The 20,401-nt window shown below is 49.7% G+C and carries 20 protein-coding genes and 1 pseudogene; 10 read left to right on the top strand and 11 right to left on the bottom strand.

The annotated features are described in order from the left end of the window. Positions 1-112 precede the first annotated feature (112 nt). Positions 113-1,255 (bottom strand): hybrid sensor histidine kinase/response regulator, encoded by a 1,143-nt coding sequence (locus tag BWK47_RS01980; protein ID WP_162327373.1) that lies wholly within the window; start codon positions 1,253-1,255, stop codon positions 113-115. 241 nt (positions 1,256-1,496) lie between these two features. On the opposite strand from BWK47_RS01980, the gene BWK47_RS01975 reads away from it, so the two are divergent. From BWK47_RS01975 to gloB, 3 genes are all read left to right on the top strand, one after another. Next, positions 1,497-2,825, top strand: a complete 1,329-nt coding sequence (locus BWK47_RS01975) for an ammonium transporter (protein WP_162327372.1) — start codon at positions 1,497-1,499, stop codon at positions 2,823-2,825. A gap of 119 nt (positions 2,826-2,944) precedes the next feature. Continuing rightward, entirely contained in the window at positions 2,945-4,270 is a 1,326-nt protein-coding gene (locus BWK47_RS01970) for a dihydroorotase (RefSeq protein ID WP_162327371.1), read from the top strand. A 60-nt stretch (positions 4,271-4,330) separates the two neighbouring features. Next, entirely contained in the window at positions 4,331-5,104 is a 774-nt protein-coding gene (gene gloB / locus BWK47_RS01965) for a hydroxyacylglutathione hydrolase (protein WP_162327370.1), read from the top strand. A gap of 79 nt (positions 5,105-5,183) precedes the next feature. Here gloB and BWK47_RS01960 read toward each other — a convergent pair whose 3' ends face one another. Then, positions 5,184-5,357 (bottom strand): chlorophyll a/b-binding protein, encoded by a 174-nt coding sequence (locus BWK47_RS01960; protein WP_010871578.1) that lies wholly within the window; start codon positions 5,355-5,357, stop codon positions 5,184-5,186. 44 nt (positions 5,358-5,401) lie between these two features. Next, positions 5,402-6,508 (bottom strand): GTPase ObgE, encoded by a 1,107-nt coding sequence (gene obgE, locus BWK47_RS01955; RefSeq protein ID WP_162327369.1) that lies wholly within the window; start codon positions 6,506-6,508, stop codon positions 5,402-5,404. Positions 6,509-6,666: 158 nt separating this feature from the next. Here obgE and BWK47_RS01950 point away from each other — a divergent pair, with 158 nt between their 5' ends. From BWK47_RS01950 to BWK47_RS01920, 7 genes are all read left to right on the top strand, one after another. Beyond that, positions 6,667-7,488: a glycosyltransferase family 2 protein gene (locus BWK47_RS01950; RefSeq protein ID WP_237269749.1), complete on the top strand. Its 822-nt coding sequence runs from the start codon at positions 6,667-6,669 to the stop codon at positions 7,486-7,488. Positions 7,489-7,527: 39 nt separating this feature from the next. Then, positions 7,528-9,549 (top strand): flotillin family protein, encoded by a 2,022-nt coding sequence (locus tag BWK47_RS01945; protein WP_162327367.1) that lies wholly within the window; start codon positions 7,528-7,530, stop codon positions 9,547-9,549. Positions 9,550-9,695: 146 nt separating this feature from the next. Then, complete coding sequence (locus BWK47_RS01940) at positions 9,696-10,424, top strand: TerC family protein (protein WP_162327366.1); 729 nt, start codon at positions 9,696-9,698, stop codon at positions 10,422-10,424. Between the two features lie 16 nt (positions 10,425-10,440). Beyond that, positions 10,441-11,646, top strand: a complete 1,206-nt coding sequence (locus BWK47_RS01935; RefSeq protein WP_162327365.1) for a succinate--CoA ligase subunit beta — start codon at positions 10,441-10,443, stop codon at positions 11,644-11,646. A 58-nt stretch (positions 11,647-11,704) separates the two neighbouring features. Next, a complete protein-coding gene (locus BWK47_RS01930; RefSeq protein WP_237269748.1) occupies positions 11,705-12,640 on the top strand; it encodes a bestrophin family protein in 936 nt (311 codons plus the stop codon). 270 nt (positions 12,641-12,910) lie between these two features. After that, positions 12,911-13,192 (top strand): hypothetical protein, encoded by a 282-nt coding sequence (locus BWK47_RS01925; protein WP_162327364.1) that lies wholly within the window; start codon positions 12,911-12,913, stop codon positions 13,190-13,192. Continuing rightward, positions 13,192-14,370 (top strand): NAD(P)/FAD-dependent oxidoreductase, encoded by a 1,179-nt coding sequence (locus BWK47_RS01920; protein ID WP_162327363.1) that lies wholly within the window; start codon positions 13,192-13,194, stop codon positions 14,368-14,370. Before BWK47_RS01925 ends, BWK47_RS01920 begins: the two co-directional genes overlap by 1 nt. Here the strand turns inward: BWK47_RS01920 and BWK47_RS01915 are convergent. The 8 genes and pseudogenes from BWK47_RS01915 to BWK47_RS01880 all read right to left on the bottom strand — a co-directional run bounded on the left by BWK47_RS01915 (position 14,344) and on the right by BWK47_RS01880 (position 20,384). Then, a complete protein-coding gene (locus tag BWK47_RS01915; protein WP_237269747.1) occupies positions 14,344-15,480 on the bottom strand; it encodes an esterase-like activity of phytase family protein in 1,137 nt (378 codons plus the stop codon). The two genes, BWK47_RS01920 and BWK47_RS01915, sit on opposite strands and share 27 nt — an antisense overlap. Positions 15,481-15,727: 247 nt before the next feature. Next, positions 15,728-17,002, bottom strand: coding sequence for a glycosyltransferase family 4 protein (locus BWK47_RS01910; protein WP_162327362.1), 1,275 nt, complete (start codon positions 17,000-17,002; stop codon positions 15,728-15,730). A gap of 63 nt (positions 17,003-17,065) precedes the next feature. Next, on the bottom strand, positions 17,066-17,608 hold the full coding sequence (locus BWK47_RS01905; protein ID WP_162327361.1) for a WcaF family extracellular polysaccharide biosynthesis acetyltransferase: 543 nt from the start codon (positions 17,606-17,608) through the stop codon (positions 17,066-17,068). A 164-nt stretch (positions 17,609-17,772) separates the two neighbouring features. Beyond that, entirely contained in the window at positions 17,773-18,318 is a 546-nt protein-coding gene (locus BWK47_RS01900) for a Uma2 family endonuclease (RefSeq protein WP_162327360.1), read from the bottom strand. A 76-nt stretch (positions 18,319-18,394) separates the two neighbouring features. Further along, positions 18,395-18,805 carry a hypothetical protein gene (locus BWK47_RS01895; protein ID WP_162327359.1) on the bottom strand — a complete coding sequence of 137 codons (411 nt, stop codon included), beginning with the start codon at positions 18,803-18,805 and terminating at the stop codon, positions 18,395-18,397. Positions 18,806-18,809: 4 nt separating this feature from the next. Further along, positions 18,810-19,442, bottom strand: coding sequence for a Uma2 family endonuclease (locus BWK47_RS01890; protein ID WP_162327358.1), 633 nt, complete (start codon positions 19,440-19,442; stop codon positions 18,810-18,812). 96 nt (positions 19,443-19,538) lie between these two features. After that, a pseudogene (locus tag BWK47_RS01885) lies at positions 19,539-20,054 on the bottom strand (hypothetical protein). A gap of 9 nt (positions 20,055-20,063) precedes the next feature. Then, positions 20,064-20,384 (bottom strand): methyltransferase domain-containing protein, encoded by a 321-nt coding sequence (locus BWK47_RS01880; protein ID WP_237269746.1) that lies wholly within the window; start codon positions 20,382-20,384, stop codon positions 20,064-20,066. Positions 20,385-20,401 lie beyond the last annotated feature (17 nt).

The raw sequence follows: 20,401 nt of genomic DNA, 5'->3' as shown, positions 1-20,401 counted from the left end.
TCTGCCCTCCGCTGGCATGGTTGTTGCTAGTACTTTTGTCAAATTGTGAATCAATCTAATCTAAACCCATTGGCCCTTGGTCAAGATTGACCTTGGTGATCCTGTGGCCCATTTATTTCCCGATATCCACCGCTGCTCCTCTCCATTGGTCATGGGGCATCCAACTGATTGGCACCGGAGGATGCTGGGGCAATGTCAGGGAAAACATCGCTCCCCTGGGCTGATTATCTTGGACTGTGATGGCACCGCCATGGGCTTCGCTCATCATCTTACAGAATGCCAGACCCAAGCCAATTTGGGCAATGTTGGGCATGATGGTGCCCACTTCGTAGGGCTCAAAAATTTTGAGCTTAAGTTCGTCCTTAATACCTGGCCCTTGGTCAATGAAGCAGATGGTGACTTTATCCTTGTCCTCTGTGGCGATCGCCACCTCCACCTTTGCGCCCGTGGGGGAAAACTTAATCGCATTGCTGAGCAAGTTACTAATAATACGCTGAAAAATGGGGGGATCTATTTTTGCAACTAAGGGCTTATCTTCCCATATCCGTACCAGGGTTAATTGTTTTTGGCTGGCGATCGCCTCGTAATCATCCAGCACAGTCCCCATTAATGCCAACAGGTCGACTTCTTGATAGTCCAGACGAATCTTGCCATGTTCCTGTTTAGACACCACCAACATATCATCCACTAAATGCTGGATTTGTTGCCCGGCCTGGAGCAGGCGATCGAGTCTTTCCGGGGGCAAGGGAGCATCAGAATGACTCCTCTGCAAAACCTGTATCCCCAAAATCAGATTAGTGAGGGGATTGCGTAAATCGTGGACAATCATGTGCACCATTGATTCCCGTTGTTGCAGCAAATTGCCCAAAGCATCGTACTGGTGCTTCAGTCGCAACATTGCCTGGATACGGGCCTGTAACTCCAATCCGTTCAAGGGCTTGGAGATAAAATCATCTGCCCCCGCCGCCAAACAATTAGCCAAGCTAAGTTTACTATCCAGGGCCGTCACCATAATAATTGGCAGGGTATGCCACCGAGCCGAAGCACGAATCATCCGACAAACTTCAACGCCACTTAGCCCCGGCATCATGACATCAAGCAACAGGAGGTCCGGCTGAAAGGTATCCAGATTGTCAATGGCCCGTTGGCCACTATCGGCGTAGTTGAGTTCATAACCCTGGTCCGCTAAGAGGGCATCGATAACGTCGAAATTATCGGGATCGTCATCTGCCACCAGAAGGGAAGCTGTTCCCATAGAGCGTTACTGCCGATGCTAATGCTTTGCAGAAGAGGATTCATTCCCCTCTTTTTCAGTGTAGCGTGCACTTCCTCGTTCCACTAGATTGGAGCCCAAATATCATCAGAGTACTGCTTTTCCCGGGCCGGCAAATTGTGGACAAACAGTAACAAAAGTTGGCAGTGAACAATTCATTCCCTCCTAAGATGCCATCTTGAGAAAAATTTCACTTTTCCAGGGAGTTGATTTAGTATAGGCGATGAAACCGAAAATTTTTCCCCTTGCTCGTTATGTCCTGGGCGCCATGCTGGCATTTTTATTTGTCGGGGTGGCCCAAGCCCAAACGGAAACCACTTCCATTGCAGAAGTTACCTATGCAATCAATAATCTATTCTTACTAGCTGCAGCAGTTTTAGTACTGTTCATGCAGGCTGGCTTTGCCATGTTGGAAGCCGGGCTGTCTTCCCACAAAAACACAGTTAATGTGCTGTTTAAAAACACTTTTGATGTTTGTGTGGGAGTGTTACTTTATTTCCTTTTTGGCTACAGCCTCATGTACGGCGAAAACCCAGTGTTGGGCGGCTTTTTTGGCTGGGGTGGCTTTGGCATCACCAATAACCTGGATAATGTCGAAGGGCTTAGTCCCCAGGTGGATTGGTTGTTCCAGGCAGCCTTTGCAGCTACGGCGGCCACCATTGTGTCCGGGGCGGTGATGGGGAGGATGTATTTCAAAGCCTATCTAATTTACTCCGCCGTGATTACCGGGTTGGTCTATCCCATCAGTGGCCATTGGAAGTGGGGAGGGGGTTGGCTTGATAAATTGGGTTTCCACGACTTTGCTGGTTCTCTTCTGGTGCATTCCGTGGGAGGCTTTGCCGCCCTGGCGGCGGTGGTGGTAATGGGACCTCGTATTGGTCGTTTTGAGGGTAACAAAATTAATAGTCTGGGTTATCAGGGGATTACATCGAGTTCCCTGGGGGTGTTTATTCTCTGGGTGGGCTGGTATGGCTTTAATCCCGGTAGTCAATTAGCCTTTGTGGGAGCTTTAAATACCAATACAACTATGTTAATTGCGGTGAACACCACTCTGTCCGCAGCAGCGGGGGGATTGGCGGCCTTGGCCTTTGACTGGATTACTGAGAATAAGCGCAAACCGAATTTGCTGGTAACCCTGAATGGTATTTTGGGCGGCTTGGTGGGCATTACCGCCGGTTGTGACACCGTTAGTAATTGGTCGGCGATCGCCATTGGTGTAGTGGCGGGCATTTTGTCGGTGCTGGGCACTAAGCTGTTGGACCGTCTACGCATTGACGATGGGGTGGGCGCTTGGCCTGTCCATGGTTTATGCGGCATTTGGGGCGGTATTGCCGTGGGTATTTTTAGCACCAACGTTGAACATAAACTTAGCGCTCAAATCGTCGGCTCCTTAGTGATTCCCTTTTGGGCCTTCATCACCATGTTTTTCCTCTTCTACGTCATGGATCTTTGGGGCATATTACGGGTAAAACCGTCCCAGGAAAAAGTGGGGCTCGATATTGTTGAACATGGTCAAACCGAGAAAGGGGTGGAGATTGCGTTTGAAGACTAGGCGCTGATTGGCTCAACCCAAAAGTACAGTTAACCCCCAGAATCCGGAAAGGTTGCCCAACTTTGCTAGGATTTTAGGGGGATTTTTGTGCCGTCGTTCCCCCGAGGTTAAAAGGTTAAATGGAAACGCAATGTCGACCCCAGGTTCGTTGCTTAGATCCCATACAGGGCAAGGAAACACGGGTGACGGTAATAGTACGGGGTAGGGCCATTGTGGCCGTTAAAGATGATTCTTACCCGATACTGGCGGATGCGGCGGTTATACCCGGAGAAAATTTGCTTTTGGCCCCTAGCTTGGCAGACCTGTACAGCTACAGCGGTGAGCCTGGGCACGAAGACAGGGAAACCCTCAGTCAATTGGTGAAAACGGCGATCGCCGGTGGGTTTGGGGACGTGGCTATTTTACCCAACACCGATCCGCCCTTGGATCAGCCCCAAACTTTGCAATGGTTAAAGCAACGGTTAAGCCAGATAGAAGGGGTCAATGCTCACCATCAGGCTCCGGGAGACCCTCAAGCGGAAAATGGGCCAGATTCGGCCCCAGTCCAATGCCATTGGTGGGGGAGTGTCACCCAAGGCAACCAGGGCAAGCAGTTAACGGAATGGGGAGAGCTAGACCAAGCAGGGGTAATTGGCTTCAGCGATGGGGGCGCAATTCAAGATTGGCGGTTACTACAGCGGGCTTTGGAGTATGGAGCCATGGCCGGCAAACCTTTAGCTTTGGTGCCCCTTAATCTTTCCCTGCGGGGAAATGGGGTAATGCGGGAAGGTCCCTTGGCGATTCAGTTGGGCCTGCCACCGGATCCGGTGATGTCCGAAGCGGCGGCGATCGCCAGTTTGCTGGAATTGTTGCCCCATTATGGGACTCCCGTGCATTTCATGCGAATTTCCACCGCCCGGGGCGTAGAATTAATTGTCCAAGCTAAAAGTCAGGGTTTAAATTGCACCGCCAGCGTCAATTGGCACCATCTCCTGCTCAGTAATGAGGCGATCGCCCATGGTTTACCGCCCCACACTCCCCACTATGATCCCAATTTGCGTTTTGACCCTCCCCTGGGTAACGAAGGCGATCGGCTAGCGCTAATCGAAGGGGTTAAATCCGGCGTCATTGATGCCATTGCGGTGGACCACCAAGCCTTCACTTACGAAGAAAAGACCCAAACCTTTGCGGAAACTCCCCCCGGGGCGATCGGTTATGAATTGGTTTTGCCCTGTTTATGGCAAGGGTTAGTGGAAAAAAATCTGATAACTCCAATGGCATTGTGGCGAGCTTTGAGCACCAATCCCCGGCGATGCTTAGGTTTACCAGAAGTTAGTAATTCCCGTATTTTGTTTGATCCCGATCAGGCTTGGACCCTAAAAAGGGGCACTTTGCAAACTTCCGCCTACAACAGTCCTTGGTGGAATCACAGCTTAAAAGGTCGAGTGGTGGCGTGGGAAAGTTAATTTGGTCAGCTTTTTAAAATACTTGCAGGCAAACACTGAGATTAATCAGACAAACAAATTATGGACATTCACCGCTTACCAGCCCTGGCCGATAACTATATTTTCCTCCTCCACGATCGCCAGAGGAATCGGGCCGCAGTGGTGGATCCAGCGGAAGCTAAACCTGTATTGGATTGCCTAGAAACATTAGGGGCCGATTTAGTTACCATTTATAACACCCATCACCATGGGGACCATGTGGGAGCGAATCGAGAGCTGTTAGCAAAATATCCCAATCTGGAAGTTTACGGGGGAGTCGAAGATCGGGGACGTATTCCCGGCCAAACGGTGTTTCTGCGAGACGGCGATCGCCTCAGTTTTGCTGATAGGGAAGCCACAGTTTATTTTGTACCTGGGCACACTAGGGGCCACATTGCCTACTATTTTGCTCCAGGGTCAGGAGAAACCATCGGGGATTTATTTTGCGGTGACACCATTTTTGCTGGGGGCTGTGGCCGATTGTTTGAAGGCACTCCCGCCCAGATGGTGCAATCCATTGATAAGTTACGACAATTACCGGATCAAACCCGCCTGTGGTGCGCCCACGAATACACCCTGGGTAATCTCAAATTTGCCCTTACCGTTGACCCCGACAATGGAGACCTTCAGGAACGGTTCCAGACAGTGCAAGGTGATCGCCAACGGGGCCAGGCCACCATTCCATCTTGGTTGGGCACAGAAAAACGCACCAATCCTTTTCTGCGGTGGGACAATCCAGCTATTCAAGCTAGGGTGGGAATGGCGGAGCCAGCTCGGGTATTTGGCAAGCTCCGGGGGATGAAGGATAACTTCTAGCTTTTTGCGAGGAAACGGGCTAATTCAAGCGGGGCCATCAACTATCTCGATTGTACGCAAGCAGCAATAAGCCAACCCCTTAGCGCAGTCCCAACCAGGCCAACACCCCTTGGTTAGTGAAATATTCAATCACCAAAATGAGCAGAAATCCCACCATGGCAGCCCGGCCATTGAGCTTTTCCGCGTAGTTGTTGAAGCCAAATTTAGGATCTTCCTGCACGGGGGTTTGGTTCGGTTGTAGTTCTTCACTCATGGGATTTCCTGGGATAATTAACTTAGTTTACAATTCTTTACCTTTTAGCTTGAGTGAGTTACCCCGTCAATGGGTACGTCAGAGTTGAAAGGATTATCCATTGCCGCCTGGGCCTGCAATTCCAACTCCAGTAACCTCTGGGCTTCTGCGTCCGCTGCGGCCATTTCATCCAGCCATTGCCACACTAACTGCATCAAATCATCTAAGCCCTTCCGGGTGGCCGCCGAAATGTGCAAACAGGGAGCAGTACTGAATCGTTTTAATTCCGTTTCAATTTCCCCAATCATTTCCTCGTCCAGCGCATCAATTTTATTCAAAGCAATGATCTGAGGTTTTTCCGTTATCCCCCGGCCATAGGCCTCCAACTCCTGCTGAATCACCCGAAAATTGGCGATCGGATCCCCTGCAGTGACGTCTAAAACGTGGAGCAGTAAACGAGTCCGTTCAATGTGGCGCAAAAATTCATGACCCAAACCAATGCCCGCTGCTGCCCCTTCGATTAGCCCGGGAATATCAGCAAAAACGGTGCCATCCCCGGTGGGTTTTCGCACCACTCCCAGGTTGGGAACCAGGGTAGTAAAGGGATAGTCGGCAATTTTGGGACGAGCCGCCGACAAAGCTGCAATTAGGGTGGATTTCCCGGCATTGGGTAAACCAATAATGCCCACTTCCGCCAGCAGTTTTAGCTCTAGCCGTAGCTGTCGCTGTTCCCCCTCCAATCCTGGTAGGGCGTATTCCGGGGCCCGGTTGCGGTTGCTGAGGAAATGCTGATTACCTAAACCACCTTTGCCCCCCGCCGCCACACAAAGCCTTTGCCCAGGGCTAACTAAATCTCCCAAGAGGCATTCCCCGTCTAAGTCATACACCATGGTGCCACAGGGAACTTGCACCACCACATCCTTGCCATTGGCCCCGGTGCAATTGCTAGAGCCGCCTTTTTTGCCGTCTTCCGCTTTAAAAATCCTGGCGTAGCGAAAATCCAACAGGGTTTGTAGATTGGCATCCGCTTCAAAAATTACCGAGCCACCCCGGCCCCCATTGCCCCCGGAAGGGCCCCCTGCTGGCACATACTTTTCCCGCCGAAAGGACACCATGCCATCGCCGCCTTTGCCGCCCTGAACTTCGATCTCCGCTTGATCAATAAATTGCATTCTCTAAAACTTACTTCCTGTTAATTCTGACTAAAAATAGACTTCAATTTTCCGAATAGCCTCTCTCCAAATGATATAACTCTTAGGGTGCTGAGGTGGGCTGTGACTTCGCCATTGCCAAGGATTTTCTTCTGTTTTTCTTAACTAAGCCAATTTCCATGAAGCTTTCGGTTATCATTCCGATTTATAACGAAATCCAAACCATCGAAAAAATTCTCAAAAAAATTACCACGGTAATGCCTGAAATCCCCAAGGAAATTGTCATGGTGGACGATGGCTCTAAGGATGGTACAAGGGAATGGTTGGTGGATACCTTTGGCGATCCGGAACAACACCCCGTTTTGGCTAACCTCAACTTAGCTGGTAAATTCCAGTGCTTCCCCCTTGATCAATCGGTCGAAACCAATGGCGATCGCCAGGGGAATAGTTTTGTCATGGCAAGGGAATGGGAAGTGAAAGTAATTTTCCATCGCCAGAATCAGGGCAAAGGGGGGGCTCTCCGCACTGCTTTTGCCGCCGCCACCGGGGATGTGTTGATTATTCAAGATGCGGATTTGGAATACGACCCCGAGGATTGGGGTCCCATGTGGAAGTTAATTGATGGGGGTTGGGCCGATGTGGTATATGGTTCCCGCTTCTACGGCAATCCCCATCGGGTGCTCTATTTCCATCATTATTTAGGCAATAAATTGATCACCAGTTTGATTGATTTGGTCTGTAATATTAACCTCACTGACATTGAAGTTTGTTACAAAATGTTTCGACGGGAAGTGTTGGAGGATTTACGTTTAACCTGTAATGATTTCGGTTTCGAAGTTGAATTTACAATGAAGGTGACCCGATCGCCAAGACGATGGCGAATTTATGAAGTGGGGGTGGCCTATTATGGCCGTACCTTTGCGGAAGGAAAGAAAATCAATTGGCGAGATGGGGTTAAAGCTTTGGGCTACATTGCCAAATTTTGGTTAACCAACGCTTAAGGTTTCGCAACTACAACTTTTATCCTCCGGAGGCACACCATGCAAAGTAAATTTTGGTTTGAATTTCTCCAGACCTTGCCCACCCTGCCAGGGGACACTGTTCCTGTAATGGCCATACAGGCTAGTCCAGGTGAAACTTCAGGAGAGTTAATCATTGCCCAAGCCCCCAATCAGACTTTGGATAATAATAATTCTGCCTTGGGAGGTTTGTCGCCACTGTTATTTTTTCCGGTGGTAATTATTGCGGTCATTTTTCTGATTTTAGTGACCATTTTTCTTTATACCCGCTTTTACGTCATTGCCCCCAATAACGAAGCTTTAGTCAGAACTGGCGGCGTTTTTAAAAAAGAGCAAATGGTGATTCTCCATGGGGGCTGCATTGTCATTCCCGGTTTCCACGAAATTACCAGGGTGTCCCTGCGGGAAATTTCCATTGACGTGGTGCGGGCAGGGAATTTGGCTGTGCGGACCCAGGATTATATGCGGGCCAATATGCGAGTGACTTTCTACGTTTGCATTACCCCCAACCGCAATGAAATTTTAACAGCGGCGGCCAGGCTATCGAAAAAAGGGCAAATTTCCGAAGCGGATATCAAAGATGCTCTGGAAAAACGGGCCGATGATGCCATTCGAGCGGCGGCGAAAAAGAAAAAATTGGCGGAATTAGATTCCGATAAATTGGGTTTTGCTGATGAAGTGTTGAACCTGATCCAAGGAGATTTACGCAAAGTTGGTTTAACCCTCAATAACATTGCCATTTCCGAAATTGAAGAAAGTGATACCTACGACGAAAATAACTTTTTTGATGCCCAGGGGGTGCGGTTAAGAACGGAAACTATCCAACGATCCATCCAACAAAAACGGGAAGTGGAATTAACCACCAGGGTGGCCATTGAACAGGGGGAATTGGAAGCTGAGAAAAAGAGTTTAGCCATTAAGCGGGAGCAGGAAGACGCCAATATTACCCAACAAAAAGAAATTGAATTACTCAAACTAGCCCAACGGAAGGAATTGGAATCCCAGGAAGCCCAACAGCAACGGGAAATTCAAGAGGCAAAGGATAAGGAGGAGGCGAAAAAGGAACGGAATAAAATTCTCCAGGAACAGGCGGTGGAGGAGGAACGGATTCAGAAAGAATTAGCTATTCAAAATAGTCAAATTGCGTCGGCGATCGCCTTGGAGGAACGGAATAAGGAACTAAAAGTGGCCCAGGCGTTGCAAAAACAGGAAGCGGAGGTGGCGGAAATTCAACGGAAGAAAACCATTGAGGCTTCCCAACTGCAAGCCAAGGCAGAGATTGCCCTGGCGGAACAAAAAACCCAAATCACGGAACAAACGGCGGCGATCGCCATTGCCAATAAACAGAAGGAACGGTTAGAGGCGGAAGCACTGCGGGCCGAGGCGGAATCCGGGGTAATTACCGCCCAGGAAGTGGAAGCGGCGGAACGGGCCCAGAAATTGGCGGTGATTGTGGCCCAACAGGATGCCCAACAACATCGCATCGCTGAACAAAACGTGGTGGAAATTGACGTATTCCGGCGGCGGCGTCAGGCGGAAAGTGCCAGGCAAGCGGCGGAATTAGAAGCGGAATCCATCCGGACCCTGGCCGATGCCAACCGTCACAAAGCCATGGCTGAAGCGGAGGGACAAAAAGCCATTATCGAAGCCCATAACAGTTTAAGTAATGCTAATCGCACAGCGGAGTTATTAAAAACCATCTGGCCGGAACTGGTTACCCAACTGCCGGATCTAATCAAAGCGTTGGCGCCCCAGCCCGGGGTGTTGGGGGAATCCCGCATTTACTCTTTCCCTGGGTTAAGTGGGAGCAATGGCAATGGTAGTAACAGCGGCGACATCAATAAATTACTGCTTTCCACCAGTGGCCTCACCCTGCTCAATGGTTTGTTAAATGAAGGCAAACTCAGCACCGTAGTTGACCAGGTTAAATCCCTACTCCAGGATCCCCCGTCGGTTTCCCCCCCCGCCTCTCCCGTCAGTGCAGACCATGGAGCTGAGCCCAATATGCCCACTGAAACGAACTTTTCTCCGGAGGAAATTTAGCGGGGATCAACGGCGATCGCTACTGATAGGGGGGTAGACCCCCATCACCAAAGCCCCCAATAATGAGGGAAGATGGTATGACTGGAACTAAACCTTGCTGAGTCCTGGTTTTTCCGGTCTATCTCTGCAGGCCTCCACCTTTCCCTGTGTCCATGTTTGACTTTGACCTACTATTCAACTCGTCCTTTGCTGTTGTCCTCAAAATCCCATTGACGTTGCTAGTGTTAATTGCCCTTGAGGCAGTGCTATCGGCGGATAATGCCATTGCCCTAGCCGCCATCGCCCAGGGTTTACCCAATCCGGACCAACAACGACGAGCTTTGAACGCAGGGTTAGTCATTGCCTATGTGCTTAGGGTTCTGTTGATTATCAGTGCTTCCTTTGTGTTGCAATATTGGCAGTTTGAGTTGGCGGGGGCATTGTACCTGCTCTGGCTGGTGGGGAGTTATTTTTTGTCTCCCGATGAAGGGGAAAATCATCATAAGGCTTTTGAGTTTAGTTCCTTTTGGCAAGCGATCCCCCTGATTGCCTTCACCGATTTAGCCTTTTCCCTCGATAGTGTCACTACGGCGATCGCCGTGGCGGATCAGTTATGGCTGATTATTGTGGGGGGCACCATTGGGGTGATTGCCCTGAGGTTTTTAGCGGGTTTATTTATTCGTTGGTTAGAGATTTTTACCCGCCTCAAAGATGCTGGTTTTATCACAGTGGGGTTAGTGGGTCTGCGCCTACTGCTCAGAGTCATTAACCCTGAGTTAGTGCCGCCACAATTGTTGATGATCGTCATAATTGGGCTACTGTTTGCTTGGGGCTTTTCGGAGCGACGTCCAGCGGAGCTAGTGGAAGAAATTGTCCATAGCGGCGAACAGAAGTAAATTTTAGAGATCACTTATGGACTTGTTAGAGTACCAGGCCAAGGAACTATTTCAGCAAGTGGGCATTCCCATTTTGCCTTCCCAGACTATCCAAAACACCACTGCCCTGAAACGGTTGCAAATTCCCTACCCCATGGTGCTCAAATCCCAGGTGCGGGCAGGGGGCCGGGGTAAGGCCGGCGGGGTTAGGTTTGTGGAAAATACCATTGATGCCATTGCCGCCGCTTCGGCGATTTTCCATTTGCCCATTGCGGATGAGTACCCAGAGGTGATTTTGGCTGAGGCCCGGTACGATGCCCAGTCGGAATTATTTTTGGCGATCGTGCTGGACTACCAACGGCAGTGCCCTGTGTTAATGGGTTCCAGCGAGGGGGGCATTGATGTGGAAACCCTGTTGGAGCAAATGCAGAGCGTTTCCCTGCGGACTAACTTTTCTCCCTATCTAGCCCGACGGCTGACGGTGAAAATGGGTTTGACCGGGCCCCTGGTGACCACAGTAAGCGGCATCATCGGCAAAATGTATGAATTGTTTGTCACCTACGACTTGGACGTGATTGAAATTAATCCCCTTGGCATTAGTGCTAATGGGGAGGTGATGGCCCTAGACGGCAAAATTACAGTCAACGATACGGCGATCAACCGGCATCCGGATTTGATCAATTGGCGATCGGAGCAATGGACGGGGCATAGTTGGCTGCCGGGGGACCTGGCCCAGGGACAAATTGGCCTAATTTGTAACAGTGAAGGGCTAGCCCTGAGTACGTGGGACCTGCTCAATTCCTTTGGCATCACCGGCGCCTATTTATTGGATGAAGGTCGCAGTGACATAACCCTGGGGGAACAACTGGAATTGGCCTTTAACCACCTCAGCCAGGCCCCCAATTTAAAAGGAATTTTTGTTAACCTGGCCACCAGAGCAAGGGACACCTCGGCCTTGGCGGAAGATTTACGGTCTTTTTTACCCCTGCCCCCCAACCCCTCCAGTGAAGACCGCAGTTTACGGGGGACGGGCCCCAGTTTGCCCCAGCGCCAACGGTTTCCCCAACGGCAAACCTATACAGGGGAAGTGCTACCGGTGGTTATCCGATTTAGCCAGGGAAATTTAGATCATCTCCAGCAGATGTACGACAACAGCCTTGTCCATTGGCACAATGATTTGGAAACGGCGATCGCCAAGATGCTGAGTTTGATGCCCCAAGAGACGGCATTGGCCCAGGGATAACTGTGGCCATTATTCCCCTAGATTGGCAATGTTTATCTAAGTTGGGGGAGAGCAAATTTTGAGCAAATTCTTTGGCTTTTTTACTCACCATCCATCCCGATCTCCCCGCATCTGGACGGACATACTGCTGCGCTGGCAAGGTTCCGTTATTCCGGCGATCGCCCCCCGGGTGCTAGTGTGCATGGTCTTTTCCCTGGGGGTGACCCTGGTGGATGGTTGGGGATATAAATTTTCCATTCCCATCCAGGAGAGCATTGTGCCCAGCATTGTGTTGGGATTGCTGTTAGTGTTTCGCACCAACACCGCCTATGAACGTTTTTGGGAAGGACGCAAAGCCTGGGGCACTCTAGTTAATACCATTCGTAACCTCTCCCGGAGTATCTGGGTTTCGGTGGCAGAACCCGGTCCCCAAGCCCACCAAGACAAAATTAAAATTCTGCATCTTCTGGTGGCCTTTGCCGTGGCCACAAAGTTACATCTGCGCTCTCAACCCCTAAATGAAGAAATTTGGGCTCTGTTGCCGGAATCCGGTTACCGGAAGCTTGAGGACCTAAATAATCCACCCTTGGAAATCGCCTTTTGGATCAGTAATTATCTGCAACGGGAATACGAGCAAAACAATATTAATGCCTATCAGCTCACCGCCATGTTGCGCTTGGTAGACACCATGGTGGATGTGTTGGGCAGTTGCGAACGAATTTTAAAAACCCCCATTCCCCTGGCCTACGCCATCCATTTGCGCCAGCTAATTTTTCTCTATTGCTTCATCACCCCTTTCCAGATTGTGAATACCCTCCATTGGGCCACGGCTTTTGTAGTGGGAATTATCGCTTTCACTGTCTTCGGCATTGAAGAAATTGGGGTGGAGATTGAAAACCCCTTCGGCCACGATGCCAACGATCTGCCCTTGGACCAGATTTGCCAGACTATGCAGGCCAACCTGGAAGATTTAATCCAGTTACCCCCCTGGCACCAGATCTCCCATGGGGACTAGTGTTTATTCATTTATCCATGTAGAACTGCCCGACATTACCTTAGGATTTTATGGCTAACTAAAATAAAATCGAGCCGATCAAGAATTTTACGTCTTCCATGGAAAAGGTATTTCAACTTTGTCACGCTGTTGTTTAAACAAACGAGGATTGCAGCTTGGCGGTTTAGCGCCCTGGGAACTGGTGCTTTCCCCCCTTCTTGGCAAAAAAACTATAACCTAGATAGGGAGAGTCGCAAGACTGTTTCACCACTTCCCGTTTACGGTTCCCCTATGATCAGCATTGATTTGACCCTTAAATATTCCCCCATGCCCGTGTCCGTACAGCGCAAGGAAAAGGATGGGGCGGAAGCACTCTATCAGACCATTGTCACTGCCATGCAGGGCGATCGCCCCCAACTGTTGGAACTCACCTGTGAAAAGCAGACGGAGAAAAAGGTGGCCATTATGAGTGATCAGATTAGTGCGGTCATTGTTTCGGAGAAAGATGGTGCCGCCTCGGCGGGGAAAGTACCGGGTTTTGCCGCCTTGGGCCAAATTGTTAATCAAGGTTAATGGAAAATTTTGATGCCATTGTGGTCGGGGCCGGCATTACCGGAGCGGCGATCGCCTATGAATTGCAAAAACAAGGGCAACGAGTACTATTACTCGAAAAACATCGTCAGCCTATCAACGCCACGGCCCTGAGCTATGGTGGCATTATCTATTGGGCTGGGGCCACTCCCCTGCAGCGGCAATTGGGCCATGAAAGTCGCTATCGTTGGACCCATTTGAGCCAAGAGTTGGGGGGAGAAACGGAATATCGAGAATTAGAACTATTACTCTATCTCCGTCCTGAAGATGATGCCCAGGCCCTAGCTAAGCAGTTTGACCATTGTTTAATTCGCCCTCAATGGGTGGACCGTTTAACGGCGATCGCCATTGAACCCCAACTTAACCCGGACGGCGTTGGCGGCGGATTTGTGGTGCCCCAGGGGCACTGCCACGGCGGCAAAACCGTTAACGCCTATCTCCAAGCCTTTCTCCGGCTGGGGGGCATAGTCCGCATCACCGAGGTGCAAGGATTAATTACCAAGCAAAACCGGGTGCAGGGGGTCCACACTGGGGCGGGAAACTTTTTTGCCCATAACGTCATTCTGGCGGGGGGTGGTCAAAGCCTTGCTCTGCTACCGGAGTCGGGTATTAATTTGCCCCTCTATTTCACCCATGCCGCTGTGCTGCAAACAGCCCCCACCCAAGAAAATCTCCGCTGTGTGATTATGCCGGCGGATTTACAGCAACGCCCTAATTTAGAAGCCCTAGCCCCGACTTTAGATTGGCATCAGCCCGATGACCATTGCGTCGCCACGGTTGTGGAACCCGGAGCGGTGCAGTTTTTCGATGGTAGATTATTCATCGGTCAAATTAGCCAACTGGTGACTTCCCCCCACTATCATCCCGACCTGGCTTGGGCCCAACAGCAGCTACAAACGGCGATCGCCAAAATTTTACCCCGCCTGGCCCTACTGCCGGTCACCGCCCACCATTGTTTAGTGGCCTTTAGTGGCCAAACCCTGCCCCTAGTGGGGGAAATGCCTAATGTACCGGGGTTGGTGTTGTTCACCGGCTTCACCCATCCCTTGGTCTATGTGCCGCCCCTAGCGCAAAAACTTGCCCACCACCTCACCGTGGGCAGGGAACCAGTAATTGATCATTTGGCGCCGTTGCTAAACCCCCTGCAAACGGAAAAGTAGGATTTGGGTGCTTTGATCCCCACTAAAGTTATCGTCAGTGATGGCAATTAAACTGGTGGAACCGTCCGGTAAGCGGGGCCCCAGGGTGATTCCTTCCAGATTGTCCAACTCAATGCCCAAATCCTCCAGATCGAACAGTAGTTGTTTGCGCATCGGGTTAATGGTGTTGGTACCAGGCTGGAAGCTAACTATGCGGCTGGTGTCGGTGGCATTGGCATTGACCGTTTGGAAAATTTTGCCCTGGAATCCCGTCAGCCCCAAGGTTCGTTCTAAGGTGAGAAAATAACCTTCCCTGGGTAAAGCCACCATGGCGCTTAGGCCATGGAGCAGAGTGCCCGCTGGAGCTGGATCAAGGGGGTAAAGATTTTCACTGACTAAAACTGGTGCCCCGACGGAGTTAATTACGTAATGCAACCACCTTAAGGGAATCTCCTTGGGGGGATTGTCCGGGTCAAAGTCCTGGTCCAAAACACTTTCCGTGGCAGTAAAAAGGCGAAAAGGATCGTCTGCTAGGGTGCTGGTGGCGGCAATGGTTAAAGCTTCAAAGCTCAAGTTATCCCGGATACCCTGGGGGCGGTCTGCTTGGGGTAAAAATCGGTTGGGCAGGGGCAATCGCTCCAACTCCTGGCCCGTTTGGGGATCAAATTCGGCTATTAAAGGGGGGCTTTGGCTGGATAAAACCCCTTCACTGCTGATGAACAGGGTTTGGCGGGGAGACAGGGCAATACCTTCTGGGTCTAACAATTGACGGCCGTAGGTTTCCCCTCCGCTGGTTCTGAGCTTGGTCATTTTCACTATTTCTGCTTTGGCAATCCCGGTGCCTTCTTGCCCAGGGACTATGGTGAGGTGCATGGTGTAGAATCGTGGCGATCGCCGATCATCAGTGACAGCATAATAAACATCCCGTTGGCGATCGTAGGTAAGGTCGGAAATGCCTCCAACCGGTAAATCCTCTATTGCTTGTTTCGGTAGGGTATAGCTATCTAAAAATTCCAAGGACAGGGGTAAAAATAGGCGAGACTCTGCCTGCACCGCATCGGGGGCAACCCCACAGGCCACCAGGGTAAAGCAAACGATTGGCAGTATGAGCCTCAATACAATTTTGGTCAAAATGTTGGTCAGCAACTTGATAAACCCTAAATTCCTGCCATCACTGTAGCTAACAACTGGATTGATTCAGTGGTCTGGTGACAAAGAAAAGCTAAACGGACGTTGGTTGGAAACCATTAACAAGCTTTATCGATAGGTTGCAATTGAGCTTTCACTCATAATTTTGGTAAAAAACACCAGAATGAAATTAATAAAACACAATGGTTAAGCGCTTATCTTAAGGTGGTTTATTGGTCTGATCATTTAGTTAAAGCACGCTTGAGTCAGGATAGTTGCGGAATTTATTTGCTTGGAGCTTGGTGACTTTTTTATCACCCACTTTAGTAATGACAGATAGGTATTGGTCTGCAATGGTGTCCAGGGTGAAATTTTCTTCAAAATACTGGCGGCCCCGACGCCCCATGGCTGTTGTTCGTTGGGGATTGTCCTTAAGTTGAAGGATGAATTCGGCCAATCCCGCCCCATCGCCGTTATCAATGCTTGCCCCACACTGGGCTTCGGCAATAATTTCCCGCAAATAGGAATGGGGGGGACAAATGGCGGCGATCGCCGTGCCTGCGGCCAAACAGCCATAGAACTTGCTCGGAACCACCAGCCCTTCCACCTGGGGCAAAATGGAAACCAAGCTCAGGTCGCAGGCGGTGAGGGAAAAGGGCAAAACCGGCTTGGGTTGGAAGGGCAAAAATAAACAATTAGTTAACTGGTGGCGTTGTACGAATTCCTGACAGACTGGGGCCTTAGCACCAGCTCCAATAAAGACAAACTGGACTGCTTCTTGCTGGAGTAGAAGAGCTGCCTCCATAACAGTTTCCAGGTCATGGCACCGTCCCATATTGCCAGAATATAGTACAGTAAATGTCTGTTCCAGGCCATGGCGTTGGGCAAACCAGTTATCAGCTTTGGCCCTTGGTTGGATTAACACTCCGTCCGCCCAGTTATGGACCACCTCAATTTTCCCTGCTAAGGCTGGTTGTTGGTCCGCGATCACCTTAGCCATGCTCTCGCTGAGCACAATAATAGCCTCTGCCTTTTGCCAAGTTAAACGATTTAGCCAACGCCACAATTTAACAATGGCATCCTTTTCCTTCGCCACCCCCAACTTCACTGCCACATCGGGGTAGAGATCATAAATCAGGCAGATATAGGGTTTTTTGTATAACAAATGCAGGATATAGGCCACCACCATTAGGTAGGGAGGCTCTGTAGTAACAAGAATCAAATCCCCCAGTCTGCTCCTTAATCTGAGTTTGACGATGGCGCGTAAACAATACAAAATTCCGGCGATCGCCCGCCCTCGTAATCTCTGGGGCCAGAGGCGAGAAGTCCTAGTTCTTCTGATCAAAACTCCCTGAGAGACTTCCTGGGATGGGGCAAGTTCCTGATCAAATGCATAACCCGGTTGCCCAGCAAAAATTTGCACATCAAGCTCTTTTTTTGACAGTTCGATGGACAGTTCTTCTAGCAGTTGCCCCGTGGCCGCATAGTCAGGGGGATAAAATTGGTTCAGAATGGTTAGCTTCATCAATAATTAGATCAAATCCCTAAAGATACTAACAACAAAAGTTAGTTTTTACCTGGCGTAATTTCAGAGGAGTTGCCGTTTTTTGACCGGCTGACAGGGATTGCCAGAGTAGATGGTCATAGCCGCCAAATCTTTGACAGCCACAGACCCCAAAGTCAAAACTGCCTTTTCATTCACCCGTACTCCAGGTCCAATAACGGCGCTAGCACCGATCCAACTGCCGGCGGCGATGTGAATCGGACTGGTGATTAGGTCAAAGCTGGGTTTACTCCAATCGTGGTTGCCAGTGCATAGGTAAACGCCCTGGGAAATACACACATGGGACTCAATGGTAACCGGGGCGAGGTTATCAATCCAACATTTTTCCCCCAGCCAAACGTAATTGCCTAGGGTTAGCCGCCAAGGGAATTTGATCTTGACGTGGGGTTTGATATTAACTCCTGCACCAATTTTGGCCCCGAATAATCGCAGGATAGCTACCTTCAGCCTGGCCATGGGCAGTAGGGGCGTTTGGACTAAAAAATCCCCAATTGAATACCATAGCAATTGCTTAACTAGCGGGGCTCCAGGGTGATATTCTCCTTGCTGGTATTGATTAAGTTGCATGGTAATAATTTACGCCAAAACTAACTGGTTCAACAGCAAAAACAACGGAATTTGTTTAGAATTTGGGAGAATGCTGCGGTCGCTCAGTTGGTTACCAAAAACAAAGGAGCAAGAATACGGCCAGAAAACTTGCCATGGTTTCAGTTTGGTCAATGGTCGGAGAACTACCAATGGAACATTTCTTGTACTGATATTTTTATTTCGGGAAAGGCTTGGCTATGGATGATGCCTTCGGAGTGGGTTTGTTGCAGGCGATAATCTTCTTTGTCTGGTGCTCGAAAAATAAATAATTGGCGTTTGCTTAGGTCTGCCACCCAATATTCGGGGATGCCTTCTTGGGCGTAGATTTGTTTTTTGTCGTTGAGGTCGTAGGCTTGGGTACTGTTAGCTATTTCAATTAACCAAAAAATATCGTCGGCCTGGGGATGCCTTTCTTTGTAGCGCTCCTGGGGAGCTAGAACAATGGCAATGTCAGGTTCCGGTTCAGATTGACTCAGGGTAATGGGATGGGCTTCCCTCACTAGAGCTAATCCGTGCAGGTTTTGGCGCAGATAGTCGGCAACGGTGGTGGTGGTGTAGCTATGGAGTGGTTCTTCGGGAGCCATGGTCACTAGGTCTCCGTCTAAAAGTTCCACTTTCTTACCGTCCAATAGCCCCTGTTCAATGAGGTGGTGATAGTCTGGAACTGTCCATTTCAGCAGGGTAACCATGGTTATTTCACAGGCAACGGGGGACTGGTCAATCTTAACAATGAGTATGTTGGGAAAGGGTTGGGCGATCGCCTATTTATTCACCGTATTCCTGGAGGAAACTGAGGAAATCGATTAGGGCTGCTCTGGTGTCTGGGCTAGGGGTAAGTTGATACCGTGTTGGTCGAAGGAAGAATCGATTTTGGATTCGAGCACGGCGAGCCGCTCGTTGTCTTTCCTGATCTGCTCGGTCTCTTTCTTGATCTGTTCTGTCTCTTTCCTGATCTGCTCGGTTTCGGCTTCGATTTCCAGCGTTCCACTCAAGGCCGAGATTAACCAGGAGAGCCGCTGTACCCAACGTGAACGCCAGGAAACTCCAGTCGAGGATGGTGAGGGGGATGAGTTGGAAGGGGGTGGTGTCGATGTTGCCATAAAACCTCAGTAGGGCCGCCACGGCATAAAGGAAAGTGGTCAGGGAGCGGGGCAGTAAGGCTAGAAAACTTGCCATAGGTTCATTTTAGCTGTGCTTTCAACTCACCCAACATTTGCCTTGTGCCAACTTGGTAAGCTTTTTGAATTAGTTGGGGAATCATTGACATTACGGCCAAATCTGGAAAAATTTGACTTTGGTTGCTTTCTAAATAACCTTGTTCTGAATAAAGGTAAATTTGTAGTTGATTATTGCTATAAATCCACACTTCAGGAACGCCAATGGCTTGGTACGCATCGATGACGGTTTTCGAGCTTAAATCGCATTCAATTGCTAAATCTGGGGGGGGAGATTGATTCAGATCAAGGTTTTTGTATTCCCGCATCTGGGATGCATTTTGGATGTAAAAACAGCTATCTGGTTCTATGCCAGCGAGGGGAGGCTGTTTAAGGGTGGTGGAGCCAAAGTCTTCCCAGTCTCGCTCTTGGCATTCCAAAATAGCTTTGACGATATCGGTAATCAGACGATTTGGTTTTTCATGTAGGGCGAGGGGAGCCATGATTTCCAGTCGGCCTTGATAGTAAGCGAGTCGGGAATGACGTTTTTCTCCGAGTTCTTCTAGCAAAGAGATAAAGTCTACCCAGGATACATTGGGGATAGTTAAATGACTACCAGGGGCGATCTCAATGCGGGGAATGGCAACGGTGAGGGTCATGGGGAATTATTTGCTAAAAAGGTTTTACGCTAAAGGCTCTATTTGGCAATAGTTTCCGCCATTTGATTGGGGGAGCAATTACTGACGATCGCATATTTATTCCCCGTATTCCTGGAGGAAGCTAAGGAAATCGATTAGGGTTGCTCTGGCTTCTGGGCTAGGGGCAAGTTGATACCGTGTTTGGAGAACAAATCCTCGATTTTGGATTCGAGCACGGCGAGCCGCTCGTTGTCTTTCCTGATCTGCTCTGTTTCTCTCTTGATCTGCTCTGTCTCTTTCTTGATCTGCTCGATCTCGTTCTCGATCGGCTTTTTCTCTTTCCTCAGACGCTCGGTTTCTTTCTTCGTCTGCAAGATTATCTCGTCAAGTTTCGCGTTCTCTTGCTTCAATCTCTCGGTTTCGGCTTCGATTTCCAGGGTTCCACTCAAGGCCGAGATTAACCAGGAGAGCCGCTGTGCCCAACGTGAACGCCAGGAAGCTCCATCCAAGGATGGTGAGAGGGATTCGGGGGATGGGGGTGGTGTCGATGTTGCCATAAAACCTCAGTAGGGCCGCCACGGCATAAAGGAAAGTGGTCAGGGAGCGGGGCAGTAAAGCTAGAAAACTTGCCATTGATGGTTTCTATTTTAACTGGGCAGACACTAGCATTCCTTTCCAGAGATAGGGTAAACGTCCAGCAAACTTGAATTTAAGACCGGTAAATCCTTCTTCTTGCAATAGCTGGGACAGGGTCTTGACGGAGAAGAATTTGATGTGGCCGCCATCCCAGAGAACGGTGTGATGTTTGTCCATGGCATTCAACAGAGCAAGGGCAAGGTTTTTCCAATAACCGTGATAGGGAGTTGTTACAATCAACTGTCCTCCAGGCTTCAGACATTGTTTAGCGAATCGCGGTAACTCCCTAGGATAAAAAAGATGCTCGATAACATCGCTGGAAATCACAATGTCAAAAAGAAATT

Source organism: Synechocystis sp. CACIAM 05, from assembly GCF_010222815.1.
Lineage (GTDB): Bacteria > Cyanobacteriota > Cyanobacteriia > Cyanobacteriales > Microcystaceae > Synechocystis.
The sequence above is the reverse complement of the archived record's forward strand: the minus strand, read 5'-3'. Positions and strand labels throughout refer to the sequence as shown.

Bases quoted from the DNA above. Each gene is read 5' to 3' on its own strand.
- gloB (WP_162327370.1), top strand. From the start codon at position 4,331: ATGGACATTCACCGCTTACCAGCCCTGGCCGATAACTATATTTTCCTC.
- BWK47_RS01935 (WP_162327365.1), top strand. From the start codon at position 10,441: ATGGACTTGTTAGAGTACCAGGCCAAGGAACTATTTCAGCAAGTGGGC.
- BWK47_RS01980 (WP_162327373.1), bottom strand. From the start codon at position 1,255: ATGGGAACAGCTTCCCTTCTGGTGGCAGATGACGATCCCGATAATTTC.
- BWK47_RS01920 (WP_162327363.1), top strand. From the start codon at position 13,192: ATGGAAAATTTTGATGCCATTGTGGTCGGGGCCGGCATTACCGGAGCG.
- BWK47_RS01910 (WP_162327362.1), bottom strand. From the start codon at position 17,002: ATGAAGCTAACCATTCTGAACCAATTTTATCCCCCTGACTATGCGGCC.
- BWK47_RS01905 (WP_162327361.1), bottom strand. From the start codon at position 17,608: ATGCAACTTAATCAATACCAGCAAGGAGAATATCACCCTGGAGCCCCG.
- obgE (WP_162327369.1), bottom strand. From the start codon at position 6,508: ATGCAATTTATTGATCAAGCGGAGATCGAAGTTCAGGGCGGCAAAGGC.
- BWK47_RS01945 (WP_162327367.1), top strand. From the start codon at position 7,528: ATGCAAAGTAAATTTTGGTTTGAATTTCTCCAGACCTTGCCCACCCTG.
- BWK47_RS01950 (WP_237269749.1), top strand. From the start codon at position 6,667: ATGAAGCTTTCGGTTATCATTCCGATTTATAACGAAATCCAAACCATC.
- BWK47_RS01890 (WP_162327358.1), bottom strand. From the start codon at position 19,442: ATGACCCTCACCGTTGCCATTCCCCGCATTGAGATCGCCCCTGGTAGT.
- BWK47_RS01970 (WP_162327371.1), top strand. From the start codon at position 2,945: ATGGAAACGCAATGTCGACCCCAGGTTCGTTGCTTAGATCCCATACAG.
- BWK47_RS01895 (WP_162327359.1), bottom strand. From the start codon at position 18,805: ATGGCAAGTTTTCTAGCCTTACTGCCCCGCTCCCTGACCACTTTCCTT.
- BWK47_RS01900 (WP_162327360.1), bottom strand. From the start codon at position 18,318: ATGGTTACCCTGCTGAAATGGACAGTTCCAGACTATCACCACCTCATT.
- BWK47_RS01960 (WP_010871578.1), bottom strand. From the start codon at position 5,357: ATGAGTGAAGAACTACAACCGAACCAAACCCCCGTGCAGGAAGATCCT.
- BWK47_RS01975 (WP_162327372.1), top strand. From the start codon at position 1,497: ATGAAACCGAAAATTTTTCCCCTTGCTCGTTATGTCCTGGGCGCCATG.
- BWK47_RS01925 (WP_162327364.1), top strand. From the start codon at position 12,911: ATGATCAGCATTGATTTGACCCTTAAATATTCCCCCATGCCCGTGTCC.